Annotated in this window: 24 protein-coding genes; 15 read left to right on the forward strand and 9 right to left on the reverse strand. The window is 68.5% G+C overall.

What is annotated here, in order from left to right:
* The first annotated feature begins 57 nt into the window (after window positions 1-57).
* From EP757_RS21885 to EP757_RS21910, 6 genes are all read left to right on the forward strand, one after another.
* Window positions 58-1,017: a LysR family transcriptional regulator gene (locus EP757_RS21885; protein WP_127548833.1), complete on the forward strand. Its 960-nt coding sequence runs from the start codon at window positions 58-60 to the stop codon at window positions 1,015-1,017.
* Entirely contained in the window at window positions 959-1,525 is a 567-nt protein-coding gene (locus EP757_RS21890) for an HD domain-containing protein (RefSeq protein WP_232049931.1), read from the forward strand. Before EP757_RS21885 ends, EP757_RS21890 begins: the two co-directional genes overlap by 59 nt.
* Window positions 1,526-1,635: 110 nt before the next feature.
* The gene (locus EP757_RS21895; RefSeq protein WP_174262435.1) at window positions 1,636-2,985 is read left to right on the forward strand and encodes an FAD-dependent oxidoreductase; all 1,350 of its coding nucleotides are present in this window, start codon (window positions 1,636-1,638) and stop codon (window positions 2,983-2,985) included.
* 100 nt (window positions 2,986-3,085) lie between these two features.
* Window positions 3,086-3,508, forward strand: a complete 423-nt coding sequence (locus EP757_RS21900) for an EVE domain-containing protein (protein ID WP_232049932.1) — start codon at window positions 3,086-3,088, stop codon at window positions 3,506-3,508.
* A gap of 46 nt (window positions 3,509-3,554) precedes the next feature.
* Complete coding sequence (locus EP757_RS21905) at window positions 3,555-4,187, forward strand: TetR/AcrR family transcriptional regulator (RefSeq protein ID WP_127548835.1); 633 nt, start codon at window positions 3,555-3,557, stop codon at window positions 4,185-4,187.
* The gene (locus EP757_RS21910) at window positions 4,184-4,618 is read left to right on the forward strand and encodes a thioesterase family protein (protein WP_127548837.1); all 435 of its coding nucleotides are present in this window, start codon (window positions 4,184-4,186) and stop codon (window positions 4,616-4,618) included. Before EP757_RS21905 ends, EP757_RS21910 begins: the two co-directional genes overlap by 4 nt.
* A gap of 1,894 nt (window positions 4,619-6,512) precedes the next feature.
* On the opposite strand, the gene EP757_RS21920 is transcribed toward EP757_RS21910, so the two are convergent.
* The 6 genes from EP757_RS21920 to EP757_RS42840 all read right to left on the reverse strand — a co-directional run bounded on the left by EP757_RS21920 (window position 6,513) and on the right by EP757_RS42840 (window position 11,172).
* Window positions 6,513-6,986, reverse strand: a complete 474-nt coding sequence (locus tag EP757_RS21920) for a hypothetical protein (RefSeq protein ID WP_127548840.1) — start codon at window positions 6,984-6,986, stop codon at window positions 6,513-6,515.
* Between the two features lie 1,268 nt (window positions 6,987-8,254).
* Window positions 8,255-8,911, reverse strand: coding sequence for a hypothetical protein (locus EP757_RS21925; protein WP_127548842.1), 657 nt, complete (start codon window positions 8,909-8,911; stop codon window positions 8,255-8,257).
* 124 nt (window positions 8,912-9,035) lie between these two features.
* The gene (locus EP757_RS21930) at window positions 9,036-9,503 is read right to left on the reverse strand and encodes a hypothetical protein (RefSeq protein WP_127548844.1); all 468 of its coding nucleotides are present in this window, start codon (window positions 9,501-9,503) and stop codon (window positions 9,036-9,038) included.
* Window positions 9,504-9,589: 86 nt separating this feature from the next.
* Complete coding sequence (locus tag EP757_RS21935; RefSeq protein WP_127548846.1) at window positions 9,590-10,720, reverse strand: acyl-CoA dehydrogenase family protein; 1,131 nt, start codon at window positions 10,718-10,720, stop codon at window positions 9,590-9,592.
* 63 nt (window positions 10,721-10,783) lie between these two features.
* A complete protein-coding gene (locus tag EP757_RS21940) occupies window positions 10,784-11,059 on the reverse strand; it encodes a hypothetical protein (RefSeq protein ID WP_160165835.1) in 276 nt (91 codons plus the stop codon).
* Window positions 11,014-11,172, reverse strand: a complete 159-nt coding sequence (locus EP757_RS42840) for a hypothetical protein (RefSeq protein WP_160165836.1) — start codon at window positions 11,170-11,172, stop codon at window positions 11,014-11,016. The genes EP757_RS21940 and EP757_RS42840 overlap by 46 nt, the downstream gene beginning before the upstream one ends.
* Window positions 11,173-11,263: 91 nt before the next feature.
* Here EP757_RS42840 and EP757_RS21945 point away from each other — a divergent pair, with 91 nt between their 5' ends.
* From EP757_RS21945 to EP757_RS21970, 6 genes are all read left to right on the forward strand, one after another.
* Window positions 11,264-12,133: a hypothetical protein gene (locus tag EP757_RS21945; RefSeq protein WP_127548850.1), complete on the forward strand. Its 870-nt coding sequence runs from the start codon at window positions 11,264-11,266 to the stop codon at window positions 12,131-12,133.
* Window positions 12,130-13,392, forward strand: a complete 1,263-nt coding sequence (locus EP757_RS21950; RefSeq protein ID WP_127548852.1) for an isoprenylcysteine carboxylmethyltransferase family protein — start codon at window positions 12,130-12,132, stop codon at window positions 13,390-13,392. The genes EP757_RS21945 and EP757_RS21950 overlap by 4 nt, the downstream gene beginning before the upstream one ends.
* A complete protein-coding gene (locus EP757_RS21955; protein WP_127548854.1) occupies window positions 13,392-14,018 on the forward strand; it encodes a TetR family transcriptional regulator in 627 nt (208 codons plus the stop codon). The genes EP757_RS21950 and EP757_RS21955 overlap by 1 nt, the downstream gene beginning before the upstream one ends.
* Before the next feature lie 93 nt (window positions 14,019-14,111).
* On the forward strand, window positions 14,112-14,867 hold the full coding sequence (locus EP757_RS21960) for a 3-hydroxybutyrate dehydrogenase (RefSeq protein WP_127548856.1): 756 nt from the start codon (window positions 14,112-14,114) through the stop codon (window positions 14,865-14,867).
* 1 nt (window position 14,868) lies between these two features.
* Window positions 14,869-16,737, forward strand: coding sequence for a helix-turn-helix domain-containing protein (locus EP757_RS21965; protein WP_127548858.1), 1,869 nt, complete (start codon window positions 14,869-14,871; stop codon window positions 16,735-16,737).
* Window positions 16,738-16,841: 104 nt separating this feature from the next.
* Window positions 16,842-18,200 (forward strand): MFS transporter, encoded by a 1,359-nt coding sequence (locus EP757_RS21970; protein WP_127548860.1) that lies wholly within the window; start codon window positions 16,842-16,844, stop codon window positions 18,198-18,200.
* A 39-nt stretch (window positions 18,201-18,239) separates the two neighbouring features.
* Here the strand turns inward: EP757_RS21970 and mraY are convergent, their stop codons facing one another.
* A complete protein-coding gene (mraY, locus tag EP757_RS21975) occupies window positions 18,240-19,343 on the reverse strand; it encodes a phospho-N-acetylmuramoyl-pentapeptide-transferase (protein WP_127548862.1) in 1,104 nt (367 codons plus the stop codon).
* Window positions 19,344-19,501: 158 nt separating this feature from the next.
* On the opposite strand from mraY, the gene EP757_RS21980 reads away from it, so the two are divergent.
* The 3 genes from EP757_RS21980 (at window position 19,502) to EP757_RS21990 (ending at window position 24,187) form a co-directional block, all read left to right on the forward strand.
* On the forward strand, window positions 19,502-21,652 hold the full coding sequence (locus tag EP757_RS21980) for an MMPL family transporter (RefSeq protein ID WP_127548864.1): 2,151 nt from the start codon (window positions 19,502-19,504) through the stop codon (window positions 21,650-21,652).
* 25 nt (window positions 21,653-21,677) lie between these two features.
* Complete coding sequence (locus EP757_RS21985) at window positions 21,678-22,580, forward strand: AEC family transporter (protein ID WP_127548866.1); 903 nt, start codon at window positions 21,678-21,680, stop codon at window positions 22,578-22,580.
* Window positions 22,581-22,684: 104 nt separating this feature from the next.
* On the forward strand, window positions 22,685-24,187 hold the full coding sequence (locus tag EP757_RS21990; RefSeq protein ID WP_127548868.1) for a family 43 glycosylhydrolase: 1,503 nt from the start codon (window positions 22,685-22,687) through the stop codon (window positions 24,185-24,187).
* Between the two features lie 118 nt (window positions 24,188-24,305).
* Here the strand turns inward: EP757_RS21990 and EP757_RS21995 are convergent, their stop codons facing one another.
* Entirely contained in the window at window positions 24,306-25,094 is a 789-nt protein-coding gene (locus tag EP757_RS21995) for a hypothetical protein (RefSeq protein WP_127548870.1), read from the reverse strand.
* 11 nt (window positions 25,095-25,105) lie between these two features.
* Entirely contained in the window at window positions 25,106-25,531 is a 426-nt protein-coding gene (locus EP757_RS22000) for a hypothetical protein (RefSeq protein WP_127548872.1), read from the reverse strand.
* Window positions 25,532-26,785 lie beyond the last annotated feature (1,254 nt).

The following is a 26,785-nucleotide window of genomic DNA, read 5'->3' on the forward strand; positions in this document are numbered from 1 at the left end:
CCGCCGACTCTTCACGTCCAGTGACGATTCGTGGAGCTGATTGTTTACGATTCCTGCATGGATCTGCGGCGGCTCCGGTTCCTGCGCGAGTTCGAGGTGCGAGGAACGCTCGGCGCGGTCGCGACGGCTCTGGACTACAGCCCGTCGGCCGTCTCGCAGCAGCTGGCGATCCTGGAGAAGGAGGTCGGCGCGAAGCTCCTGGAGAAGGCCGGGCGCGGTGTGCGTCTCACCGACGCGGGCCGGATCCTGGCGGGCCACGCGGGGGTCCTTCTGGCTGCCGCCGATGCGGCAGCCGCGGATCTCGCTTCCCGGACCGATTTCGTACGGGGGACCGTCCGGGTGAGCGGCCTCCAGTCAGCGGCCCGCCGTCTCCTGGTTCCGGCCGTCGCCCGTCTGGCGGTCCCGTACCCGGGCATCCGCGCCGAGGTTCGTGAGCTGGAGGTGGAGGACGCCCTGCCCGAGCTGCGTCTCGGCTCGGTCGACCTGCTGATCAGCGACGAGTACGACGGCCATCCCCGCCCTCGCCCGGCCGGCCTGACCTTCGATCCGCTCTACGTCGAGCCGCTGATGCTGGTCCTGCCGTCCGCTCACCCGCTGGCGGCGCCGGGCGGCCCGGTCGCGATCGCCGCGCTGCGCGACGAGGCCTGGGTCGCGTCCGAGCCGGGCAGCGGCCACCACACCATGGTCGTCGGCACCTGCCGCTCGCTCGGCGGCTTCGACCCTGACCTGCGGCACCACTGCTACGACGCGGAGGTGCAGCTCGAGTTGGTCCGGCAGGCCGGCGCGGTCGGGCTGCTGCCGAAGCTGACGCTGCCCGATGCCGACCCGGCCGTCGCCTATCGCGAGGTCGCCGAGAAAGACCTGGCCAGGCGGTTGTTCGTGGTCACCAGGGAGGGCCGGGACACACCTGCGCTGGCCACCTTCCTGTCCACACTGCGGGACGTGGCATCGTCTCTGGGTGATTCCCAGCGAGAAGCAGATCCGCGAGATGCACCGGCAGGCCGCGCCGACCCGTGAGGCGTTCGAGTCGGTCTGGACGCACTGCCGGATCGTCTGGGCGATCGCCTCGCAGCTGCTTCCTCCGGACGTCGACGGTGATCTGGTGCGGGCCGGCTGCCTGCTGCACGACATCGGTGTCCACCGGCTCGCTCCGGACGACCCGTACGTCCGGCACGGCATCCTCGGCGACGAGCTGCTGCGCGACCTGGGCCTGCCGGACGCGCTCTGCCGGTTCTGCTCGCACCACACCGGCGTGGGTATCACTGCGGCCGATGTGCGGGAGCAGGGACTGCCGATGCCGGTGGCCGACTACCTCGCTGAGACGCCCGAGGAGCGGTTGGTGATGTATGCGGACAAATACCACAGTAAATCAACGCCGCCGTCATTCGTGACCAGTGACACATTCACTGCCGCCGTGAGCCGCTTCGGTGCGGACAAGCCCGCGCGTTTCACCGCTCTCACCAGGGAATTCGGTGAGCCTAACCTAACTTCGCTGAGTCGTGACTTCGGCCACTCTGTCCGGTAATGCCCCGGTTCGGCCACCCGAGATCGACTTGATCTCAACCTAGGTTCAAGTTTTAGAGTCTTGCCGTTTTCCTTTGATCATCGGCGAGAGCGCGAGTGAGGGATTTATCTATGGATCGCCCCCTGCGGGTTGCTGTCATCGGTGCGGGCCCGGCCGGCATCTACGCCGCCGACCACCTGATCAAGGCTTCGGAAACGGTCACCGTCGACATTTTCGACAAGCTGCCCACCCCCTACGGCCTGATCCGGTACGGCGTGGCTCCCGACCACCCGCGGATCAAGGAGATCGTCAACGCCCTCACCCGGATCCTCAACAACGAGCGGATCCGCTTCATCGGCAACGTCGAGTACGGCACCGACGTGAAGCCCGAGGAGCTGTCCCGCTTCTACGACGCCACGGTCATCGCGACCGGCGCCGAGAAGGACCGGAACCTCGACATCCCCGGCATCGACCTGCAGGGCAGCTTCGGCGCCGCGGACTTCGCCTCCTGGTACAACGGCCACCCCGACGTACCGCGTGAATGGCCCCTGGAAGCCACCGAGGTCGCCGTCATCGGCGCCGGCAACGTCGCCATCGACGTGGCCCGGATCCTCGCGAAGACCGCCGACGAGCTGCTGGTCACCGAGATCCCGGACAACGTCTACCAGGGCCTCAAGGCCAGCCCGGTCACCGACGTGCACCTGTTCTCGCGCCGTGGCCCGGCCCAGGTCAAGTTCACCCCGCAGGAGCTGCGCGAGCTCGACCACTCGCCGAACGTCGAGGTGATCATCCACCCCGAGGGCATCGAGTTCGACGAGGGCAGCCTGCAGGCCATGCGGGACACCCGGCACGTCAAGATGTGCGTCGACATCCTGCAGAACTGGGCCGTCCGTGACCCGCGGGACCGCCCGCGCCGCCTGCACCTGTACTTCCTGCAGGCCCCGGTCGAGGTGCTCGGCGAGGACGGCAAGGTCGTCGGCCTGCGCACCGAGACCCAGGAGCTGACCGGCGACGGCTGGGTCCGCGGCACCGGCGAGTTCACCGACTGGAACGTCCAGGCCGTCTACCGCGCCGTCGGCTACCTCAGCACCGCGCTGCCGGACCTGCCGTTCGACACGAAGACCGGGACCATCCCGCACGAGGCCGGCCGGATCCTCGACCTCGACGGCGAGCACATCCCGGGCATGTACACGACCGGCTGGATCAAGCGCGGCCCGGTCGGCCTGATCGGCCACACCAAGGGCGACGCCAACGAGACGATCCAGAGCCTGCTCGCCGACGCCGACAAGCTCCCGGCGCCGGTGGACCCGACGCACGAGGGTGTCCTCGACTACCTGCGCGGCCGTGGCCTGGACATCACCGACTGGGAGGGCTGGCAGAAGCTGGACGCCCACGAGGTCGGGCTCGGCGAGCCGCACGGCCGCAAGCGTGTCAAGGTCGTGCCGCGCGACGAGATGACCGGCATCTGCAACGGCATCTGACGACTTCCCGTAGACGCGGAAACCCACGGCCCGATTCGGGTGGCCGTGGGTTTCCGCTGTTTCCGGTGGGTAAGCGCGGGGTGTGCGGGACAGCGGAGTGGTGCGGCTTTCCGATCTCGGCGCGTGGCTGCTGAAAGGAAACGCGGATCTCGGAGGACTGCGGGAACGGTTCGAGCGGGAGCCTCGGGTCGAGCGGTGGTGTGTGCAGCGGAGCTACCGGCTGGATCTGATGTCGGCCGGTCAGCCCGTGTTGTTCTGGGGCAGTGGCAGCCGGCGGCGCGGTCTCCCGTACGGAATCTGGGGTCTGGGGAAGTTGATCGGGCCTGCCCTGGAGAGCTCGCCGGGGCGGTGGGAGGTGCCGCTGGATCTCACGATCGCGCCGGAGGAGGAGTGGCTTTCGCGGGAGGAGCTGCGGGCGCACGACGAGCTGGCTGACCTCGAAGTGCTGCGGCAGCCGCAGGCGGCGAATCCGTCGTACGTGACCGTGCGGCAGTTCGCGGTGATCACGGCGCTGCTGGAGTGACCTCGATTATATTTACGAACGGTCGGTCGTTTTGTAGGGTCGGACCATGACTCAGGACGGCAGGCTGGTTCGCGGGGAGCGGACGCGGGCCGCCGTGCTCGATCAGGCGCTGCTGCTGGCCACCGTGAACGGGCTCGACGGGTTGTCGCTGAGCCAGGTCGCCGACGCGCTCGGAGTGAGCAAGTCCGGTCTGTTCGCGCACTGGCGCTCCAAGGAGGCACTGCAACTCGCCGTCATCGATCACGCCCGGGCGCAGTGGACCGATCGGGTGATCGGCCCGGCGCGGACCCGACCGGCCGGGCTGCGGCGGCTGCTGGCGGTGCACGACAGCCGGTTGTCGTTCTACGAGTCCGGGGTGCTGCCCGGCGGGTGCTTCTTCGCCAACGCGCACTTCGAGTTCAACGCCCGGCCCGGCGTGATCCGGGACCGTCTCGCCGCTGAGCTGCGGGACTGGATGACGTTCCTGACCAGGACGGCCGCCGACGCGGTCGAGCTGGGTGAGGTACGCGCGACGGTGACCCCGGAAGGGCTCGCCTACCACACCGAATCCCTCGGGGTCTGCGCCGTGATGCAGGCGCCGGTGCTCGGGACCGGACCGACATTCCGCCAGGCCCGCGTGGCGCTGCTGGAACACCTGCGATCGGTTGCCACCGATCCCTCTCTTCTGGAGTCGCTATGACCACCGCGCTGACCTACGGCGATGTGATGCACATTCCGGTCCACTTCGACGACCTCGACGCCATGGGGATGCTGCACAACTCCCGGTACGCCGTCCTCGTCGAACGCGCCATCTCCCTCTGGTGGGCGGAGCGCGGCGTCTCCTTCTCCGGCGGCCGCCCGACCACACCGGACGCGTTCAACGTCGTCCGCGAATATGCGATCACCTTCCACCGCCCGGTCCGCGGCACCGGCGACATCATCGTGCACTTCTGGCTCGACAAGATCGGTACGACCAGCGCCGACTACCGTTTCCGGGTCACCTCGACCGACGGGGAGACGGTGTTCGCGGAGGGCCGCCGCGTCAACGTGCGCCTGAGCCCGTCCACGATGCGCCCCGAGCCGTGGACGGACGAGGCCCGAGCGATCGCCGCAACGATTCTCCGGGATTGAGGTCGTCGCAGGTCGGTCGTCGGTGAGGCCGCCCGGCGACCAGGATGAGCCGGGTGCCGGTGGTCCCGTTGCGGCAGCCGGGCGTCTGAGGGGCGGGTCGTCCCGATTTCGGTGCCCGCGTCGCGGAGGTGCTGGTTGCACGGAGCTTCCGAAATCAGGGCCGCACCGCCACTCGTCCGCAGCCTGTGGAAACGGCAAGCCCGCACCGCGCCGGCGCAGCCGAGCGACGTCGAGGCGGCCCTCTGTCTCGAAAGGCCCTGTGCCGTCATGAGGAGTGGCGGCCGTCGCCGCTTTCCTGCACTGTGCCGAAGCCGTTCACTCGTGCGCAGCCGGTCGTGCGCGTCGGTCGGCAACAAATCGCCCCGAGGTCTGGCGCACCAGCACTTTGATCTGCCGAATTCAGTGCGTTTCGTTCGACCTTCATTCGGTCTTCGCCGGCGTCCATTCTCCCCGTTAATCCGGCGCTCAGAATGTGCGAGCAGAAAATTGCCGTTCCCAGACTCGGACAATGCGGTTACGGGCGTGCGAATCAGAGCCGCAGCCCGCCGGAATCGACACGCCATCAATAGCCTCGCCGACACCCCGCAGCCGCTGCGTGGCGGGACACCGGACGTCCGCACCCACTCGGCACCCCCCGACTCGAATCCGTGAAAGTCAAATGCGCCGTCCTCAAATGCGCCGTCCTCGAGTGCGCGGTCCTCGAGTGCGCGGTCCTCGAGTGCGCGGTCCTCGAGTGCGCGGTCCTCGAGTGCGCGGTCCTCGAGTGCGCGGTCCTCGAGTGCGCGGTCCTCGAGTGCGCGGTCCTCGAGTGCGCGGTCCTCGAGTGCGCGGTCCTCGAGTGCGCGGTCCTCAGATGTGTAATCGTTAGATGCGCGGTCCTCGGGTGCATCGACACCGGCCGGGCAACCTCGCGTTAAGCGTTCTCGTCCTGCGGGAAAATCGGGTTTAGGCGTCGCCGTCTGCGTCTCATGCCGGTCCGCCCTCTCTGCCGAGGGCGCCGGGCGCCGGTCATCGACCCGCAGGTCCGCGGGCTTCTGCCCGGCCGCAGGCATTTGCTCGGCCCCAGGCTTCTGCCCGGCCGCAGGCATTTGCTCGGCCCCAGGCTTCTGCCCGGCCGCAGGCATTTGCTCGGCCCCAGGCTTCTGCTCGGCCGCGGGTTCCTGCTCGGCCGCAGGCTTTTGGTCGGCCGCGGGCACTTGCTCGGCCGCAGGCTCCTGCTCGGCCGCGCGCAGCTGGCTCAGCCGGCGCGCATGGCGCTGCAATAAGCCCCACGCGCGGTGCCCCTCATGGGCGCGCCGGAACTCCTCAGCTCCTGCCGAATAATTGCGACGCAGCGTCCGATCCCGCAAATGCCTCGTGGGAAACAACGTCAACTGCGCCATGCCTCCATTCTCCGCGCGACACCCACCACCGGCGACACCGACCACCAGAATTTCAGATCAGGAAATCATTCGATCCCGATTGGATGATCCGCAAATCCGGCACCCGAGAATCGATATCGCACGTGCTCACCTGCCGCCGACAAGGTTTGCAGCTTCACGGTTCAGACGTATCCACCCGCGTCCGGGCCGAACGACGCCTCCCGGTTCGGCTCAGAACCTTCACCAAGGCCGCCTCGGCGTATCGATCCCCGCTGCGCATCACGACTGCTTCTGGAGATTTGCCCAGCGGCGATCGCACCTCGACGCAGAAAATCCGCGCGATCTGGAACTCGTCGGGCCCTCCGCCGTCGCAGTGTGAACAAGGCGACTAGGGCCACGGTTAGTATCGCTAACCCAATGCTGCAGGCAAGGAGGTTGCCCATAGGCGGGACTGTAAATCAGATGGGCAAGCCGCAACGCACTGTCATGCCGCGAGTAGTGAAGCTGATGGTGGTGGCGGAGCCATCCCCGTTCTAGGTGTCGTATTCGCCGTTCCACGGCTCGTAGAACCCAAGTCGCTGTGGGTAGAGCTCGGCCCATGGCCCACCGTGGCCCTCGTCTGGGTCGTCGGTGGTCTCATCGATCAGGCCGAAGACGACGTTGTCGAAGTCGACTCGGAAGGGTCGGATGCCGATACTGCAGTTCGTGACCGCATCGAGGCCGGCCAGCCAATTCGACAGGACCTGCTCGGCGGCTTCGACGGCTGCGGGGCTGTCGCCCCTGAAGCCGGTGAACCGGAGGTTCGAGCCAGTGTGGTGCCCAATTTCGTCGAAGAGATGGAGCACCGCGTAGATTCGCTGCTGGTTCCGCCAGTCGCGACCTGGCCTGACGCCTTCCTGGTAGGCGCCGGTGATGTCAGCGAAAAACTGTCCGCCCGCGTGCCGTCCGATGCGGCCAGTACGGTAGTCGGGCTCGTACTTGATCGGGATGACGTCCGGGAGTCGCACAGCGCGGGATATAGCCGCCGCCGGCGGCGTCCGCTCACGCCGCGATCCGCACCCGGCATCCCGAGTGGCTAATGGCATCCCGGAAGACGAGTATGACCCCGGCAGCAACAGGGCAAAGGCTCGGTAATTGCGGCGGAGGTATCTCACTCAACTGCCGCCGACAAGGCGCTGTTATGCGCATTGTCCGGTGGCGTCTGATCGTTGTCGCGTACGTGGTGCCGATTGCCGCCTACAACGGGCATCGCTGATCCCACCACGGCAGCGCGGAAGATAGGTGAGGGTCCGTGACGGTCCGTCGGCGAAATTCGTCGTCGAGCTCGCTGATCGGTTTCGCCAGTGCTCTCGCCGTGGGGGTGGTGAGCGCGTCCAAGGCTTCTTCCAGCAATGCCCGAGGGTGCCGGCCGCAGCAGCAGGGGAGGAAGATTCGGGTTGAGGGCCGTCGAGATATTGTTCGCCAACTGAGTAGGGCTTCGGCGATCGCGCCCGGCCAGAGCCCTTCCCTTGCCCAGTCGCGGGCCGTCTGCAGCTCGATGGTGCTGACCTCGTGCTGGCTGAGGCTGTCGAGGCCTGGTACGTGAGGTACGTCGTGCCACGACGATTTGGGCGCGCGAACTCGCCGGAGAGTGCCTGGCCGCTTCCGCGGCATAGCGCCTTTTTTCGTAGAGGACGTTCTGTTGCCGATCATAGCCGGATCGGCGGTAGAGCTAGCCAGCCGAACGAACTCACATGCCGCGATGCGCGCTCTGCACGCGCCGCCTGTAAGAGGTTGCTGCGTAGGGTGGCATTCATGAGTTCGTACAGTCCGGACGCCTTAGCTCCTCGGAACTGCCGTGCTCGCGATGTGGCCGGACTGATCGGGGTTCTCGCTCTGCTGGAAGGCGAACTCATGGGCGATGGCGTTCCTCCGCATCTATCAAATCGGATCCGCGACCGGCTGGAACGAGCGGGCCTGCTTGAGCCGGCGGGAACCGAGCGGGAGCTGCGTCAGTCAATCTCGGACCTCAACCATCGGTTGCGGTATGCCCTGGGTGAGTACGAGGAACCACCGGAGCCCTTGACCGTGCCGTGATTCCACTGCGCGCTGCGATCAGTGCGAACGGCCCTTTTTGGCCGCATTCTCATGCCGCGATCCGCTCGCTGTCCTTCGTCTCGGCCGCCGGGCTGTGCCTCCTGAGCTGATGGGGTCGAGGCTCAGGTTGGGGTGGTATCGATCAGCCGCGGAGCTGTCGATGCTCGATGCCGTCGTGTGGACTCGGTTCACGGTTGCTTCAGGACGTCGCCTCGCTGGAGCGGCGTTGCGCTTCCCAGCCACGGCGCAGGGGGTGGCGGCCAGAACGGAGGCATTGTCGTTGCTGGTTGAGCCAGGTTTCCAGTTCGCTGACGGCGGTGTCACGGGGACATTCGGTGGTGTCGATGATGTTGGTCTGCCACCGAGGGTCCTTGGCAGTCCAGGACGACCAGCGGTGCCATGCCATAGCTGATGCGCTGTTTGCGGTGATGACGTCGGGCCGGTGGCGGGGATCGCGAGCGTGTCCGTGGTGCCAGGCCGCCCAGTTGTTGAAACGGTCGAGCTCGTGTTCCGGCCAGCGATCAGAATCGCGTTGCCTGAGCCGGCGTCGGCGCTCTTCGTCGGCGACGTCGATCAGGCATACCGCGATGGCATTCAGCATCGGCGCCGACGGGGCGGCCAGGATCTCGCCGAGCGGGGCCTGACCGGTCAGTAGGAGGTCGACCCGGTCGGCCTGGTAGTCGAGGGCGCGACGAATCCACTCCTCGGTGTTGTGGTTGCGCCAGTGCGGGGACGGGTTGCGCGGAACGCCGCTCTCGTCGCTGTCATGGACGGCGAGTCGATCGCATCGCTCGGCGACGGCGAACGCGAGGGTGGACTTGCCTGAGCACCTCGACCCGGTCAGCACCAGCAGCATCCACGGAGAATGTCAAACGCGCGCCAAGAGTTGCCAGCGATTTGATTGCCCTTGATCGGGCCGCCAAGCCAGACGGTGATTGAGGTCCGCCGGGCAACAACGGCTTGAAGTCAGTGCCCTCGCGTCACGCGGGTGCGCCGCTGATGAAGGCCTCCGGCCGGCACAAGACGGTGACGCGATATGACAGGCCGACGTTGGACCAGATCTGGCCCCGCAGCGTGAGGCAGATGCCGACCCGGTCTTCGTGCTCCGGGTGCTCGAAGAAATCCGCACTCGGGTCCGCGATCGCGCCGACCAGCCCTTGTGTGCCCTGCTTGGTGCCGGGCACCTGGAGCAGGCCGACGGCGATCTGGATCTCGGCGTCGTCGAGATCGCCGACGGTGTACCAGTGGGTGTCCGGCAGAAACAACTGCGAGTCGACGACGCGCCGCTGGTAGTTCGGTCCCATCATGCCGGATTCCGGGTCCGGGATGTCACCGATCCAGGCCGTCCCTGCGAAGTCGGTGCGCAGCCGCTGAGCGTCGGAGCGGAACTCCGTCACGAGCGTGTCGAGACGAGGCTGGGCGGCAAGGTGCACGGATGCGGCGGTCATGATCGCACTCTAATCCGGGCCGGTCACACCCGACGCGGACACGGTGGCGGCGGCTCGTGATCGTGGAACGGCGCGAGGACTCGGGGTCAGTAGGCCAGGCCTCCCGGCTTTCCGAGCAGGGCTGAGCCGTGGCCGCCGAGCCAGCCCTCGGCTGCTGCGGCGTGCTGGCTGAAGGTGTGCATGTCGCGGAAGCGGCGCTGGATCGGGGACGCGGCTCGGGCCGCCTGGCCGCCGCCGGCTCGGTAGCAGGTGTCGACGACGGAGAGGGCGGCGTCGGTCACCCAGGTCAGGGTGGCGGAGACCCGGGGGCCGAGGGCGGCGAGTGACGCCGGGTCGGAGGAGCAGGCCTCCCAGAGCTCGTCGGCGGTGGTCGCGAGCAGGGCGCGGGCCGCTCGCAGGGTCAGGTCGGCGCGGCCCAGCTGGACCTGGAAGAGCTGAGTGTCGGCGAGACGGGTCTTCGCGTACAGCCGCTGCTTGCCGCCCGTCGCCAGGGTGACGGTGGCGTCGAGGGCGCCCTGCGCGATGCCCGTCGCTACGGCACCCAGGTGCAGGATGAAGTGCATGAGCGGCGCCACGAAACCGGGGCCGGGGATCGACGACTGGCCGGCGAAGAGGTCGAAGGTGTGCTCGGCCGGTACGTGGACACCGCTGATCTCGACGTCGTGCGAGCCGGTGCCGAGCAGACCGAGCACCTGCCAGGTGTCCACGATCCGCGCCTGCGACGCGGGCACCAGGGCCGACCGCAGCGTGGGAGGGCCGTCAGCGGAGCCGACCAGGCAGTTCCCGAAGATCCAGTCGGCGTGGGTGCTGCCGCTGCCGAAGGCCCAGCGGCCGTCGACGAGATAGCCGTCCGGCGCCGGGGTGGCCGTGCCCTGCGCGTTGAAGCCGCCCGCGACGATCAGGTCGGGGCTCGCCGCGTACAGCTTGTCGAAGACTTCGCGGTCGAGGAACGCCAGCAGCTGAGGCGTCTCCGAGCCGATCATCACGGTCCAGCCGACGGCCGGTTCGGCGGTGGCGAGGGTTTCCAGCACGGCCATGCCGGTACGCAGATCGACCTCGTGGCCGCCGTGTGACCGCGGCACGAACATCCGGAAGAAGCCGGCCGCCTTGAGCTCGGCCACCAGATCGGCGGGCAGTTGCCGGGCCGTGTCGAGCTCGGCGGACCGGGCTGCGAGCGTGGGCGCCAGGTCGCGGGCGCGGCTGATGAGGTCGTGCATGGAGATCTCCCCGGGGTGCTCGGACGATGCTCCGATTCAAACCGCTGAGAACACCATGGACAGTCAGGATTCCGATCGATGCGGCGGGTGCGTGCCGAGATCGCCGGGACTCCAGCCGTTCGGGTAGACGGAAGCAGTCAGACGGCCGATCGTCGTCGCCGTGTCGCCGGATTGCGCGCGTCCGGCCGCCCGCATCAGCGCGCCGGACGCTCTCCGTCGTGCCGCTGAGGGTGATCGGAGGCCGCAGGCGCGCAGGACGCGCGGGTCGACCTGGGCGAGCAGCAGCGGGCGGATCACCGGGCGCAGGGGCCGTGGCAGGAGGGTGACCAGGTAGTCCATGAACGCGTCGGCGAGCCGTCAGCGATCTCGAGGGACATCAGCGGGATGTCGCAGCCGACCGCCACGAAGCCGGTCGCGCTGAGGATCCGCGACATCCGGGCGAAGCGATCCATCGGTGGATTTTAATGTGCTCGGCTCGACTTGAGCAGTCGCTCAAAAGGGGTTACCTTCTTCTTGAGCGAGTGCTCAAGAGGGGGATTCATCATGGTAAAGAGGCCGGCGAACATCGCACTGGCCGCGCTCATCGTGGCGGTCGGGGTGGGGTTCTTCGTCGCGACGGTGCGATCGGGGCGGGCGGACAGCGCGCTGCTCTTCGTGGTGCTGCCGGTGGGGCTCGCGGCGGCGCTCGCGCTCACGCCGGGGCGCAGCACGCACGGGCGGGTCTTCCGGCTCACCACGATCGGCCTGCTGCTGGCGGCGGTGGCGCTGCACGAGGGAGCGATCTGTGTCGTGCTGGCGGCGCCGCTGGTCTACACGGTGGCGCACGTGATCACCGCCCTGGTCCGGCGGTTCGGGCGCAATCCCGCGCTGCGCGTGCTGCTGCCGATCCCGCTGCTGCTCGCCGGCGTCGAGGGGGTGCAGCCGGACTGGCGCATCGACCCGGACCAGTCGGTACGGGTCAGCCGTGACGTGGCGATCGACCCGATCATGATGCCGGCCCTGCTCGCGGCCGGACCGCAGCCGCAGGAGGCCCGGCCGCTCGCGCTGCGGGTGCTCGGCGTGCCGACGCCTGCGCACGTGCACGGCACCGGGCTCGACGTCGGCGACCAGTGGATGTTCGGCTATCACGGCAGCTCGCACGGTCCCGGCGGGCAGATCGTCACCGAGGTGGTCGACGCCGGACCGCAGGCCGTCACGTTCGCGATCAGGGAGGACAGCTCGATCACCGGCCGCTGGGTCGGGATGCGGACGGCGACGCTGAGCTGGCGGGCCGGCGCCCACGGTGGGACCCGGGTGTCGTTGCGCATCGACTACCGGCGTGGCCTCGACCCGTCGTGGTACTTCGGGCCCCTCCAGGATCGCTTCATGCACGCCGGCGCGGAGCACTTCTTGAACATGCTGAGCCTGCCGTGACCACCGCCCGCTACCTGTCCCTGCTGATCCCGGTCGCGGCACTGCTGGTGGCGGCCCGCAGAGAGCGGGAAAGGGCCGGCGCCGCCCTCGCGTTCATCGCGTCGGCCACCGGACTGGCGGTGCTGCACGAGATCGCCACGGCCGCCGGATGGTGGACGTTCGCCACGGTCGACGGCGCCTACCACGGCTTCCCGATCGATCTCTGGCTCGGCTGGGCGGTGCTCTGGGGTCCGGTCCCGGTCCTGCTGCGCCGCCTCCTGCCCCTCCCGGTCGCGCTGGGCCTGCTGCTCTGGATCGACGCGATCGCCATGCCCGCCCTCGATCCGCTGCTCCGGCTCGGCCCGCACTGGCTGCTCGGCGAGGCGCTCGGCCTGATCGCCGTGGCGCTGCCCGCGCAGCTGCTCGGCCGCTGGACCGCCACACGCAGCCGGCTCATGGCGCGCGTGCTCCTGCAAGTAGGGCTCTTCGGCGTGCTGCTGCTCTGGCTGATCCCCAGCGTCGCGTTCACCCTCGGTGACGGTTCCTGGGATCGGCTGCTGGACGCTCCGCTGTTCCTTCTCGGTCAGCTGGCTTTTCTGCTCGCGGTGCCGGCACTCGCCGCCGTCCGCGAGTTCGCTCTCCGGGGAGGCGGGACGCCGTTCCCCTGGGATCCGCCGGTCCGGCTCGTCACCACCGGCGTCTACGCGTACCTCGCCAATCCGATGCAGCTCAGCGCGATCTCGTTGCTGCTGCTCATGGCCGCGGCGGCGCGCAGCCTCTCGCTGGCCGTGGCCGCGATCATCGCGGGGGCTTTCGCGGGCGGTCTGGCGGCGGCTTCCGAACATCACGACCTTCTAGCCCGGTACGAGGGCCAGTACCGCTCTTATCGCGCACAAGTCCGAGATTGGTGGCCACGGACGAGACCGTCCACTCGGACGCCGGGTTCGGCCCGGCTCTGGCTCGACGACGACTGCGGGCCGTGCTCCGGCGTACGCGACCTGCTCCTGCGATCGTCGCCGGTGGGGCTCACCATCCTGCCGGCGTCGTCGTTCGACGGGCCGGTGCTGTGGCGGGCGCGCTATGAAGCGGACGACGGGCACGTGGCGTCGGGGGTGGCAGCGGTAGCCCGGGGGTTGGGTCATGGCACGGTGCTTCAGGCGTACGCGGGATGGCTCTTGATCCTCCCGGGCTTGAATCAATCGGCGCAGCTCGTGGTGGACGCGCTGATCGCGCCCCCGCACCCGGCCGGCGCCGTGACCGTGGGGAAGAATGGTCGCTGATGAGCGACACGAAGCAGCGCCTGATCGACGGGGCCCTCGCCGCCATGCGCGACCACGGTGTCGCCGGAGCGTCGGCGCGGACCATCGCGGCCGCGGCCGGGGTGAACCAGGCGCTGGTCTTCTACCACTACGGCTCGGTCGACGAACTGCTCGGCGCCGCCTGCCGGCAGGCCACCGAGCAGCGGGTGACCGCGTACGCCGACCGGTTCGCCGCCGTCGGCTCGCTGCGCGAACTCCTGCAGGTCGGCCGCGACCTGCACGCCTCCGAGCTGGCGCAGGGCAACGTCTCGGTCCTCGCCCAGCTCCTCGCCGCCGCCCAGACCGGTGATCGTCTCGCCGCGCCCACTGCGGACGCCTTCGCACTGTGGACCGCCGCGATCGAGTCCGTCCTCACCCGGCTGCTGGCCGCCTCCCCGGTTACCGAGGTCGCCGACATCCCGGGCCTGTCCCGTGCGGTGGCGGCGGCGTTCGTCGGCATCGAACTCTACGAAGGCATCGACCGCGCCGGCGCCGGCCGCGCTTTCGAGGCGCTCGACCAGCTGGCCGTCCTGGTCGAGGTGGTCGACGAGTTGGGTCCGCTGGCCCGCCGGGCCCTGAAATCCCGGATCAAGAAGGCCCGCGCCTGAAAACCGGCCATGGGTGCCGGCGACATGGGCGGAGGCACGGCCATGGCGTGCGCACACATATGGTGGGGCGTTGATGCGTTCTAGGGTGGGTTCATGGTGGTGAACCTCGATCTGAACGGGCGGGTCGCCCTGGTCACCGGTGCCGGCAGTGGGATCGGGCGGGCCTGTGCGGTCCGGCTCGCAACGGCCGGGGCGACGGTGCTGGTGGCGGATGTGGACGAAGGCGCGGCCAAGGAGGTCGCGGCCGCCATCGACGGGCGGCCGGTGGTCACCGACCTGTCCCGGCCGGAAGCCGCCGACGAGATCGGCGGCGCCGTCGACGTGCTCGTCAACAACGCGGGGCTGCAACACGTGGCGGCGCTGCAGGACTTCCCGCCGGAGAGGTTCGCCTATCTGCAACGGGTCATGGTGGAGGCGCCGTTCCGGCTGGTCCGGCGGGTGCTGCCGCACATGTACGCGAACGGCTGGGGCCGGGTCGTCAACATCTCCTCGGTGCACGGCGTGATCGCGTCGCCGTTCAAGGCCGCCTACGTGGCCGCGAAACACGCGCTCGAAGGACTCTCCAAGGTCACCGCCCTGGAAGGGGCCGAGCACGGCGTCACCTCGAACTGCATCGAGCCGGCCTTCGTACGCACCCCGCTCGTCGACAAGCAGATCACCGACCAGGCCCGGGTGCACGGCATCCCGGAGAGCCGGGTCGTCGAGCAGATCATGCTGGAGCGCGCCGCGATCAAGAAGCTGATCGAGCCGGAGGAGGTGGCCGAGCTGGTCGCCTACCTGTGCACACCCCCGGCCGCCCTGATCACCGGCGCCTCCATCCCGATCGACGGCGGATGGACCGCCCACTGAGATGAGCCTGGAGTTCCTGGAGCTGCTCGCCCGCGAGGCCGCACTGGTCGAGTTCGAACGGCCGGTGGTGGCCGCGCGGGCCGCGGGCTCGCCTCTTCTGGAAGAGCTCGAACAGGCCAAAGCAGTGGCCCTGCGGGTCCGTGCCCTCCTGGAACGGCGGCGGCGCCGGGAGGAGGAGCTGTCGGCGCTCTACGACACCGCCGGCGACCTGGCCGGACTGCGCGACGTGGACGCGGTGCTGCGGGCGATCGTGCACCGGGCCCGGACGCTGCTCGGCGTCGACTGCTCCTATCTGACGCTCAACGACGCCGAGCGCGGCGACACGTACATGCGGATCACCGACGGTTCGGTGGCGGCCAGCTTCCAGCAGCTCCGGCTGCCGCCGGGGGCCGGGCTGGGCGGTCTCGTGGCGCTGACCGGCACCCCGTACGCGACGGCGAACTACCCGACCGATCCGCGCTTCCAGCACACCGTCGAGATCGATCAGGGGGTCGGCGACGAGGGCCTGGTCGCGATCCTCGGGGTGCCGCTGCGGCTCGGATCCGCGGTGATCGGCGTGCTGTTCGCCGCGAACCGGGCCGAGCGCCCGTTCGCCCGCGAGGAGGTGGCGCTGTTGTCGTCGCTGGCAGCGCACGCCGCTGTCGCACTGGACACGGCCCGCCTGCTCAGCGAGACGCAGACCGCGCTCGCCGAGCTGTCCGCCGCCAACGCGGTGATCCAGGCGCACAGCGTGTCGGTGGAACGGGCCGCCGACGCCCACGACCGGATGACAGCGGTGGTGCTGCGCGGCGGGGGAGTGGACGACGTCGCCGCCGACCTGGTCGGTGTCCTGCACGGCGCGCTCGTGGTGATCGACGCGCAGGGCCGCACCGTCGCGACGGCGCGGACACCGGGCTCGCCGGCGGCGGTTCCGGACCCCGAGGGGGTCGAGCTGGGCGAGGCGGTGGCGGCTTCCCGGTCCGAGGGGCGCAGCGTACGCCGGGACGACCTGATCATCGCGGCGGTAGTGGCCGGTGCCGACAACCTGGGGGCGCTGCTGTTCCGCCCGGATCAGCCGCTCGCCGCCGCCGACCAGCGGATCCTCGAGCGCGCTGCCCAGATCACCGCGCTGCTGCTGCTGTTCCGGCGTACCGTCGCCGACGCCGAGGCCCAGGTCCGCGGCGATCTGCTGGACGACCTGATCAGCCGCCCGGTGCGTGAGCCGGACGCGATCCGGAACCGCGCGGCCCGGCTCGGACTCGACCTCGACGCGCCGTACGTGCTGGTGGTGGCGGGTCAGGAACTTCGCCAGCAAGCCGTGTCATGGGCGCGTACCTTCGCGGCCGGACGCCAGGGACTCGCCGTGATGCGGGAGGGCCGGATCGCGCTGCTGCTTCCCGGTGACGATCCGGCGGCGCTCTCCCGGCTGGTGGCGCGGGAGCTCGCCCGGGTACTGGGCGCGGGCGTCACCGCCGGTGCGGCCGGTCCGGCGTCCGGGGCCGCCGCGGTGGCGGGCGCCTACCGCGAGGCCGACCAATGCCTGGACGCGCTGATCGCGCTGGGCCGTTCCGGCCACGGAGCCTGCGCCGCCGACCTGGGATACGTCGGCCTGCTGCTCGGTGATCGGCGCGACGTCGCGGGGTTCGTGCGGCGCGCGGCCGGGCCGGTGATCGAGTACGACGAACGCCGCGGCACCGCCCTGGTCCGCACGCTCGAAGCGTATTTCGCGGCGGGCGGCGGCCTGGCGAAGGCGGCCGAGGCGCTGCACGTGCACGTCAACACGGTGACGCAGCGGCTGGACCGGGTGGCGCAGTTGCTCGGCGACGACTGGGCCGAGCCGTCCCGGGTGCTCGACCTGCAGCTCGCGCTGCGCCTGCACCGGCTGCGCTGAGTCCACATAAGCAGGGCTCACTTTGTGTGGGTGCGATCCATGGGTTCCGATCCGGCGTCACCGTAACGTCCCGTTAACAGCCCCGGTCCTATGAGAGGAGCCGCATGTCTACGGATACCCGGCGCACGCCCATCGTCAAAGTCGTCTTCGCGTCCCTGGTCGGCACCGCCGTGGAGTGGTACGACTTCTTCCTCTACGGCTCGGCTGCCGCCCTCGTCTTCGGCACCCTCTTCTTCCCGGAGTCCGATCCGGTCACCGGCACCCTGCTGGCGTTCGGCACGTACGCCCTCGGTTTCGTGGCCCGCCCGCTCGGCGGTGTCGTCTTCGGACACTTCGGCGACCGGCTCGGCCGCAAGAGGATGCTCGTCATCTCGCTGATGATGATGGGTGTCGCCACCATCGCGATCGGGCTGCTGCCGACGTACGCCACGATCGGCGTCGCCGCCCCGATCCTGCTGCTCACCTGCCGGCTCGCGCAGGGCTTCGCGGTCGGCGGTGAATGGGGTGGCGCGGTCCTGATGGCCGCCGAGCACGGTGACGACGCCCGGCGCGGCTTCTGGTCGTCCTGGCCGCAGGCCGGTGTCGCGCTCGGCAACCTGCTCGCCACCGGGGTGCTGTGGGTGCTCGCCCTGGTCCAGTCGGAGGAGGCCTTCCAGGCCTGGGGCTGGCGGATCCCGTTCCTGCTCAGCGCCGTCCTGGTCCTCGTCGGCCTCTGGGTACGGCTGACCGTCGAGGAGTCGCCGGTCTTCCAGCAGGCGCAGAAGCAGCTCGCGGCCCGCAACGCCGAGCGGACCCACCAGCCGCTGCTCGAAGTGATCCGCCGCTATCCGAAGGAGGTCCTGCTCGCGATGGGGATGCGGCTCGCCGAGAACATCTCCTACTACCTGATCACGGTCATCTCGATCACCTACCTGACCACCTATGCCGGCACCTCCGCCGACAAGGGCATGATCCTGAGCGCGCTGCTGCTCGGCTCGGCCATCCAGTTCGTGATCATCCCGCTGATCGGCGGCCTCTCCGACCGCATCGGGCGGCGGCCGCTCTACCTGGCCGGGGCCGCGGGCGTGGCGATCTGGTCGTTCTTCTTCTTCGACCTGGTCGGCAGCCGATCCGAGTCGCTGATCATCCTGGCGGTCGTGGTCGGCCTGTTCCTGCACGCCCTGATGTACGCCCCGCAGGCCGCCTTCTTCTCCGAGCTCTTCGGGACGTCGGTGCGCTACACCGGAGCATCGGTCGGCTACCAGCTGGCCTCGATCCTGGCCGGCGCCCTGGCCCCGATCATCGCGCTGCGACTGCTCGGAGACGTCTCCTCGCCGAACACGACGGCCGTGGCGATCTACATGACCGTCGCGTCGGTCCTCACCATCATCTCGGTCCTGGCCGCGAAGGAGACGGCCCGCACCTCGCTCCGCCACGACCGCACCCTCGACGAGTCGCCCACGCGTGATGAGGTTCCCGCCTGACGTCCCGCCCGGGCGTGCTGGGCACGCCCGGGCGTCCGGCTAGCCGACGTTGGCCAGGAAGTCGGAGTAGAAGATTCCCAGGCCCGCTGCCACGCAGACGCCGGCGATGGTCCAGAAGCGGACCACGATGTTGACTTCGCTCCAGCCCGCCAGTTCGAAGTGGTGGTGGAGCGGCACCATCCGGAAGACGCGCCTGCCGGTGGTCTTGTACGAGACGATCTGGATGACCCAGGTGATCGTGATGATGAAGAAGAGGCCGCCGATCAGGATCGACAGCAGGGTGGTGTGGGTCGCCACCGCGAGGCCGCCGATCAGGGCGCCGAGACCGAGCGCGCCGACGTCGCCCATGAAGATCCGGGCCGGGGACGTGTTCCACCACAGGAAGCCCACGCAGGCGCCGGCCGCGGCCGCCGCGATCATGGAGATCTCCAGGGGATCGCGGACCTGGTAGCAGTATTCGTTCGCGCGGGCGTAGGTGTCGTCGGCGCACCAGTGCCGGTACTGCCAGTAGCCGATCACCGCGTACGCGGCGAGCACCAGGGTCGACGCGCCGGTGGCCAGGCCGTCGAGGCCGTCGGTGAGGTTCACGCCGTTCGACATCGCCGTGATCACGAAGACGAACACCATGACCGAACCGATCTTGCCGACGTTCAGCCAGCTGATGTCCCTGATGAAGGAGATGTTCTCGCTGACCACGGTCTGGCCGTTGGTGCTCACCACGGAGAGCGCGATGATGCCGAACACGGTGCCGATGACCGCCTGGCCGAGCAGCTTGCCCTTGGCGGACAGGCCGTCGGAGTTGCGCTTGCGGACCTTCAGGAAGTCGTCGACGAACCCGACCGCGCCGCAGAAGACGAAGAGGCCGAGCAGCACGAGGGCCGTCATCGTCGGCTTCTCCTGCGCGATCTGCCGGTCGGGCAGCGTGGTCAGCGCCAGGTGCCCGGCGACGTAGGCGACGAGGGTCGCCAGGATGAACACGACGCCACCCATCGCCGGGGTGCCGCGCTTCCCCTCGTTGGAGGCGAGCCCGAGGGACCGGATCGGCTGCCCGGCCTTGAGCGCGCTGAACACCCGGATCGCCACCGGCGTGAGGAACAGGGAGACGACGAACGCGACCACCGCCGCAACGATGACCGCCCTCACGGGCAGGCCTCCCGGCGACGCGTGCCGGATGAGTCGGTATCAACGATCATGAGGTCTGATCTTGCCATCAGGCATCGGGGGCGGCGAAGCAGGACATTCGATCCTGGAGTGGGCCGTAACCGGCTCAGGGTTTCGGCAGTGGTGCCGAACGGTTGTTTGTGGCGACCCTGTTGTACCGGCTGGGACGGTTCTCGTATCGCCGTCGCCGTCTGACCCTCGCGGGCTGGGTGTTGCTGCTCGTCCTGTTCGCGGTCGGCGCCGCCACCCTCTCCGGGCCGACGACCAGCGCCTTCTCGATCCCGGGCACCGAGTCGTCGCGGGCACTGGAGGTCCTCGCCACCAAGTTCGGTACGACCTCGGACAACGCGTCGGCGAAGGTGGTCTTCACCGGCGATCTGTCCGATTCATCGTTAGCGCCCGCGGTGACAGCGCTGAAAAAGCTCGCGACGGTCGCCGATCCGGTCTACTCGGCCGACAAGAAGACCGCCTACGTGACGGTCAGCTACGACGTGCCGGTCACCGACGTGAGCATCGCCGACCGGGAGAAGCTGCTCGCCGCCGGTGACGTGGTGAAGCAGGACGGCATCGGCGTGGAGTTCTCCGGCGAGGTCACCAGGACGACCGAGGAGAGCCACGCCGCCGAGGCGATCGGCATCATCGTGGCCGCGTTCGTCCTGATCATCACGTTCGGCTCGCTGGTGGCGGCCGGCCTGCCGCTGGTCACCGCGCTGGTCGGGGTCGGCGTCGGCATGCTCGGCATCCAGATCGCGACCGGCTTCTTCGACCTCTCCAGCTCCACGTCGGCCCTCGCCACGATGCTCGGGCTCGCGGTCGGCATCGACTACGCGCTCTTCGTGGTCTCCCGCTACCGGCACGAGATCGCGATCGGGCGCGGCGGCGTGGAGGCGGCGGGCCGGGCGGTCGGCACCGCCGGGTCGGCTGTGGTCTTCGCCGGCCTCACCGTGATCATCGCGCTGGTCGCCCTCAGCGTGACCGGCATACCCTTCCTCACCGCGATGGGCGTGGCCGCGGCGGGGACGGTCGCCGTCGCCGTACTGATAACGCTCAGCCTGGTCCCGGCCGTGCTCGGCTTCTGCGGGACGCGGATCCTGCCCCGCAAGCATCGCGCCGACCCGGCCGCGCTGGAGCATCACGCGAAGGTGCCGTTCGGCGAGCGCTGGGCCCGCAACGTGGTGCGGCACCGCTGGATCGCGCTGGTCGGCACGCTCGTGGTGATCGGTGCCGTCGCGTATCCGGTCATGGATCTGCGCCTGGCGCTGCCGGACGACAGCACCGCCGCCGAGAGCTCGACGCAGCGCAAGGCGTACGACCAACTCGCCGCGGGGTTCGGCGCCGGCTTCAACGGCCCGTTGATCATCGTGGTGGAGGCGGCGTCCGGGGCCGGGCGCAGCGCCGCACTACAGGCGCAGCAGGCGATCGGCGATCTCACCGACGTCGTGACGGTCAGCGACCCGGTGGTCAACCAGGCCGGGGACACCGCGATGCTCACCGTCATCCCGGGCAGTTCCGCGACCAGCGAGGCGACGAAGGACCTGGTCCACGACATCCGCTCGCACACGGTGACGGGCGCGACGATGGCGGTCACCGGCACGACGGCGGTCAACATCGATGTGTCGGAGAAGCTCACCGATGCGCTGGTCCCGTACCTGGCAATTGTCGTCGGTCTTGCCTTCGTGCTCCTGATGCTGGTGTTTCGGAGCATCCTGGTGCCGCTGAAGGCGACGATCGGCTTCCTGCTGTCGGTCGGGGCGGCGTTCGGCGCGCTGGTCTCGGTGTTCCAGAAGGGTCACCTGGCCGGGCTGCTCGGCGTGGAGTCCACCGGGCCGCTCGTCAGCATCATGCCGATCTTCCTCATCGGGATCCTTTTCGGTCTCGCGATGGACTACGAGGTCTTCCTGGTGACCCGCACCCGGGAGGACTTCGTGCACGGGGCGTCACCGAACGACGCCGTGATCAGCGGGATGAAGCACGGCGCCCGGGTCGTCACCGCGGCCGCGCTGATCATGATGAGCGTCTTCGCCGGTTTCATCCTGGCCGCCGACACGATCATCAAGTCGCTCGGTTTCTCGCTGGCGTTCGGCGTGGCCGTCGACGCGTTCCTGGTCCGGATGACGATCGTGCCGGCGCTGCTGTCGCTCTTCGGCCGCGCCGCCTGGTGGCTGCCGCGCCGGCTGGACCGGTTCCTGCCGAACGTGGACGTCGAAGGCGAGCAGCTCACGCGGCGTCTGCACGAGCAGGCGCGGGCCGCGGCGCGGGAGGAGAGTGAGATCCCGGCCGCAGCGGCGTGAGCCCGGCCTGTGAAAGCGTGCCGTCGTGGTCAACGCGCTGTCCGGGTTCCTCCTGCTCGCCGTCATCGTCCTGATCGGCTGGGTTTTGCGGCGATGGGCCGGTCTTCCGGACAACGCCGAGGCAGTGCTCGGCCGGATCGCGTACACGGCTCTCGCGCCCTGCCTGCTCTTCGAGGGAACCCTCAACGCCGACCTTCATCTGCTGGTCAGCGGCCCTCTGCTGGTCTCCACACTGGCGGCGGTCATCTGTTTCGCGATCTTCGCGCTGATCTTCTTCCGGCGGTCGCGCGGCACGCTCATCCTGGGCGCGCTCGCCGGCGGCTACACGAATGCCAACTACATCGGCATCCCGGTCGCGACCTACGTCCTCGGGGACGCGTCGCTGGTCGTCCCCATCGTCTTCCTGCAACTCCTGATCATCACGCCGCTGGCACTCACCCTGCTGGAAGCGAGCACCGCCTCGTTCCTCAAACCCGTGTCGAATCCGCTGGTCGTCGCGGTCGCTCTGGGTGCGTCGTTCAACCTCCTGGATGTACGGGTACCGAGCGCGCTGCTCGACCCCATCGTCACGGTCGGTCAGGCGGCGGTGCCGGTCGTACTGATCGCTTTCGGTATGTCGCTCTCCGGCCGCCGGGTCCTCGCAGCCGGCCCGGACCGGCTGCCGACCACCGTGGCGCTGACGCTGAAACTGCTCGTCATGCCGCTGGCCGCGTTCGTGCTGGCGATGGCGTTCGGGCTGTCCCGCGACGCGGCCTACACGGTGACGATCCTGGCGGCGCTGCCGACGGCGCAGAACATCTACCTCTACGCCCAGCGCTTCGGCACCGGCCTCGTGCTGATCCGGGACGCCATCTTCGTCTCCACGGTCGGCTGCCTGCCGGTGATGCTGCTGATCACGGTGCTGTTCGATGTTCGCGCTGCCAACTGATAGATGACTTTCCAGTTCGCGGTATGGGAGAGCGCTAACATTTTTCAATGTTTTCTGGGATGTTACGAGGGATCACCGGTTCTTCTACTGGAAGGGCATCCCCCATGTCCCTAGCGATTCCCCGTCGCCTCCGGGCCGGACTCGTCGTCCTACTCATGATCGCCGCGGCCCTCACCGCGGTCGTCGTCAAACCGCAGCCGAGCCAGGCCGCTGTCACGTTCACCAACCCGGTCGCCGCCGCCCCCTACGGCGCCGACCCGTGGATGGGCTACGACAACGGCTACTACTATCTGGCCGCCACCACCTGGAACTCGCAGGTCGTCATCAAGCGGGCGAAGTCGGTCGCGGCGCTCCCCGGCGCCACCGAAACCGTCGTCCACACCGGAACCGCCACGGCGAGCTGCTGCAACGTGTGGGCGCCGTCGATGCACAAACTGACCGGACCGAACGGCACCCGCTGGTACCTCTACTACTCGGCCGGGACGGCGGCCTGCTGCGACGGACAGCGGTCGTTCGTGCTGGAGAGCTCCGGGACCGACCCGATGGGCCCGTACACGTTCAAGGGCCAGCTCAACGTGCAGGCCGGCAACGGCTGGGCGATCGACGGCAGCGTCGCGACGATCAACGGGGCGAACTACTTCCTCTACTCGTCGTGGGTGGGCGATCTGCAGAGCCTGTTCATCGCGCCGATGAGCAACCCGTGGACGGTGTCGGCGTACGGGACGCGGATCTCGTACCCGACCTACGACTGGGAGAAGGTCGGCGGCAACACCGAGGAGGGGCCGTACATCCTGCAGCGCAACGGGCAGACGTTCCTCACCTTCTCGGCCAGCTCGTGCAACACCCCCGACTACAAGATCGGGATGCTGACGCTGACCGGCGGCAACCCCCTCGCCGCCTCGTCGTGGACTAAGAAGAGCACCCCGCTCTTCCAGCGCAGCGACACGAACAGCGTCTACGGGCCCGGGCACCACTCGTTCTTCACCTCGCCGGACGGCAGCGAGACGTGGATGGCCTACCACGCGAACGAGACCACCGGGCAGGGCTGCGGGGCCACCCGTACGACCCGGATCAAGAAGGTGAACTGGAACTCGGACGGCACGCCGAACCTCGGCACCCCGGACAAGCTCTCCACCTCACTGACCGCGCCCGCCGGTGACCCGGGCGGCTCGGTCTCCTTCCCCGTCGCCGGCACTCGCTATCGCCTGGTCAACCAGGCCAGTGGCAAGGTGCTCGACGCGCAGAACTGCGGCACCGCCAACGGCACCGCGATCCAGCAGTGGACGTCGCTCGGCAACGCCTGCCAGCAGTGGACGTTCACGAAGACGACCAGCAACTACTACCGCATCACCAACGCCAACAGCGGAACCGTCCTCGACGCGGTCAACTGCGGCGCGGCGAACGGCACCGCCCTGAACCTGTGGGCGTCCCTTGGCAACACCTGCCAGGAGTGGAGCCTCACCCCGATCAACGGCGGCTATCTGATCGCCAACCGCAACAGCGGCATCGTCCTCGACGTCACCAACTGCGGCACGGGCGATGGCGTGGCGGTCCGCCAGTGGGCCTCACTCGGCAACGCCTGCCAGCAGTGGAACATCACCGCCTGACCTCTTGGACGATTGCAGCGGTCCGCCCCCGTCACCTTTGTCGTCGCCGGACCGGCGGCTCCAGGCCGCTCCTTGCCGCCGCCGGCTGATCACGGCGGCGGCAAGCACGGAATCGGCTTTACCGATCAGTCATGTCGCACTCGCGTGTTCCGGGATCGACCTCGGCACGAACCGGGGCTGCCTTGAGCGCGGCGACCAGTGACTCGGTCGAAGCTCCGACCACCTGCTGGCGCAGCGGCGCATGGTCAGACTTGAAACGTGCTTTCGCTACGTCCAAGGTCTGTACCCGGCCCTCGAACTCACCGACTCCAAGGACGCCCTGCTCGTAGGGGAGGGTGCCGCCCGCCCCGAGCCCTTCCCAGGTGCCCACGTTCGGATCGCTGGAACACGGGTCGTCAGTCCATTCAATGGCCTTGATGTAGGAATGACCCTTTTCAAGTCGCGGCGCACCACTGATGCCAAACTTCACCTCGCCGGCCTTGTCCTCGTTGTTGTTGAACACCCAGCCCGGTGCCGGCATGGTCAAGGACCGAGGTGCCTTCTGCGGTGCGTCGGGGGCAGACCACAGAACCTTGCTCACCGTCACCTGCACGGTGCGGCCAACCATTCCCTCGCCCCGCTCGATCTCTTTCTTACTGGGACTAACGCGGCTTTCGTTGGCAACGGTGAAAACCACCACATGATCAGCGTAGGTCGCCCAGTCCTCGGCGGTCAGGCTGCCCCGGCGATCTCGACCTTCCCCTAGCCGGATCTCCTCAGTGGCCGCAGGGCTCTCGATGACCGGCTCGGCGACGGATGTGGACGGCGTGGGTGCCGCCGTGCTGCCGCCGGCAGGCGAGCATCCGGCGAGAGCCAGCATCGCAGCGCCGGCCACGATGGCCGGGATTCCATAACGAATGCGTCGCATGACACCCCTTCCTAGGAATACGTTTGGTTGATGAAGTAGGCGTTGTTCCCACTCAGGCCCGGCGGGAAGTTTGAGCCGCTGGTCATGCAGCCCAGCGCCGAACTATCGATGTATACCTGCGGATAGGCGTCGTCGCCGTGCACCAGACCGACAGCGTGCCCCGTCTCGTGGCATGCGACCGAGCCGCCGTAAACACGGAATCCGTCAGGCGATTTGATTCGCACATAGGCCTGGTCGCATTCGTAAGCGGCGGCGGCCTGGCCGTTACACCACATGATTCCCCAGAGATCGTTGGAAGGCAGCGGTAGTGCCGCCTCCGCTTCCTGGAAGATGATGTCGGTCTCGGCGGCGCCGTCGAAGACTGGGGTGGAGTCGTAATGAATGGCAAGATCTGTGGGCGAGTACTCGTTAGTCAGCATGGATCGCAAGGCCGCCAAGTCGTCTGACTCTAGTTCGCCGGGGTCGTTGAGGTCCGCGTACCAGTAGACGTCGGCGTTGTCGGTCTGGCACGGCACTGCGGTGCCTGAATCAATTGTTTCATCTGAAACAGATAACGTTTAGGTTGGCCGTAGGAACGATGCCATCGTAGTTCGGTGCAGCCTGGGCCGGTGCGGACACATTTACCAGCGAGATGACAACTAGATAGATCAACGCAAATTGAAGCTTGCGACGCAATTTGCCTCCTCTGTGTGAACCTGGGAGGATGCTAGCCAATCATTGATGGGCTACGATGTCACGGTTCGCAGAACGTCCAATTAGGACATAGTCCCCAGGTTAGAGATCCTTGGTCGCTGACTTCTTCGGCTCGGCGTAGTTTCCGGATATCGACCGATCAGCAACGGCTCGACCTCCCTTGCCACATGCTGATGAGACGGCAAGCAATGGCGAACGGTTCCGTGGCCGGCATGTCGACGATGCGGGCGGACTGACCTTCCCCTCCTGACGTGGGGGCATCGCCTTAAGGGATTGGGGGGCGAACCGGGTGGCACAGCGAGGAACGCAGAGCATTACGTCTACACCACGCCGTCCCGCAAGGCCATCCAGGCGATCAAGGACAAGGTGAAGGCGCGAACAGCCAGGAACCAGCAGAGTGCGGGGGTGGATGAACTGCTCTCGATCGGCGCCTTGCCCGTCGAACGCGCGTTCTTCCGGTCCGCGTTCGCGGCGCTGGCCGACCCGGCAAGCTCCGCACCCGGACCGCCTACCATCACAAAAAGGAGGAAAAGCCCGCAGTGGCCGCTTGACGGGACCCAGACGGACACTGCCCGGCTGCGCGCTGGTATGTCACTATTTCAGCCATGACGATAATCAGAAAGGCTCATGGCGCGTAAGTCGCCGGCGCGAGTACGTGCCGCAGCGCGCCGTCGCCTCGATCACCGCGTCCCCGCCTTGCCCGGCCTGACGGCGCGGGGCAGAGCCGCCGTCGCCCAGTTCGAACGCACGCGACTATGGCCGGGTGCCGCGCGTCAGGCGCTGAATGCCTGGAGCCTGTTTCTCCGCGATCCTGCCCACCGACTCGTCGACCCCGCATGTGGCTGCGGCGTCCTCGAGTGCTGCCCCGACCCGCCAGAACTCCGCCGCATCCTGCACGCCACAGCCCATGCGTTGCCCCGGCACGACGCCCGCCGGCTCCGGCGACGCCTCGCCGAGCTCGACGAGCAGTGGTGACACTTGACGAGACCGGAGGGACA

Origin of the sequence: Actinoplanes sp. OR16 (assembly GCF_004001265.1) — a bacterium.
GTDB lineage: Bacteria > Actinomycetota > Actinomycetes > Mycobacteriales > Micromonosporaceae > Actinoplanes.

Bases quoted from the DNA above. Each gene is read 5' to 3' on its own strand.
- EP757_RS21905 (WP_127548835.1), top strand. From the start codon at position 3,555: ATGACTCAGGACGGCAGGCTGGTTCGCGGGGAGCGGACGCGGGCCGCC.
- EP757_RS21990 (WP_127548868.1), top strand. From the start codon at position 22,685: ATGTCCCTAGCGATTCCCCGTCGCCTCCGGGCCGGACTCGTCGTCCTA.
- EP757_RS21970 (WP_127548860.1), top strand. From the start codon at position 16,842: ATGTCTACGGATACCCGGCGCACGCCCATCGTCAAAGTCGTCTTCGCG.
- EP757_RS21895 (WP_174262435.1), top strand. From the start codon at position 1,636: ATGGATCGCCCCCTGCGGGTTGCTGTCATCGGTGCGGGCCCGGCCGGC.
- EP757_RS21885 (WP_127548833.1), top strand. From the start codon at position 58: ATGGATCTGCGGCGGCTCCGGTTCCTGCGCGAGTTCGAGGTGCGAGGA.
- EP757_RS21930 (WP_127548844.1), bottom strand. From the start codon at position 9,503: ATGACCGCCGCATCCGTGCACCTTGCCGCCCAGCCTCGTCTCGACACG.
- EP757_RS21940 (WP_160165835.1), bottom strand. From the start codon at position 11,059: ATGGACTACCTGGTCACCCTCCTGCCACGGCCCCTGCGCCCGGTGATC.
- EP757_RS21965 (WP_127548858.1), top strand. From the start codon at position 14,869: ATGAGCCTGGAGTTCCTGGAGCTGCTCGCCCGCGAGGCCGCACTGGTC.
- EP757_RS42840 (WP_160165836.1), bottom strand. From the start codon at position 11,172: ATGGATCGCTTCGCCCGGATGTCGCGGATCCTCAGCGCGACCGGCTTC.
- EP757_RS21945 (WP_127548850.1), top strand. From the start codon at position 11,264: ATGGTAAAGAGGCCGGCGAACATCGCACTGGCCGCGCTCATCGTGGCG.
- EP757_RS21955 (WP_127548854.1), top strand. From the start codon at position 13,392: ATGAGCGACACGAAGCAGCGCCTGATCGACGGGGCCCTCGCCGCCATG.
- EP757_RS21910 (WP_127548837.1), top strand. From the start codon at position 4,184: ATGACCACCGCGCTGACCTACGGCGATGTGATGCACATTCCGGTCCAC.
- EP757_RS21925 (WP_127548842.1), bottom strand. From the start codon at position 8,911: ATGCTGCTGGTGCTGACCGGGTCGAGGTGCTCAGGCAAGTCCACCCTC.
- EP757_RS21995 (WP_127548870.1), bottom strand. From the start codon at position 25,094: ATGCGACGCATTCGTTATGGAATCCCGGCCATCGTGGCCGGCGCTGCG.
- EP757_RS21960 (WP_127548856.1), top strand. From the start codon at position 14,112: ATGGTGGTGAACCTCGATCTGAACGGGCGGGTCGCCCTGGTCACCGGT.
- EP757_RS21935 (WP_127548846.1), bottom strand. From the start codon at position 10,720: ATGCACGACCTCATCAGCCGCGCCCGCGACCTGGCGCCCACGCTCGCA.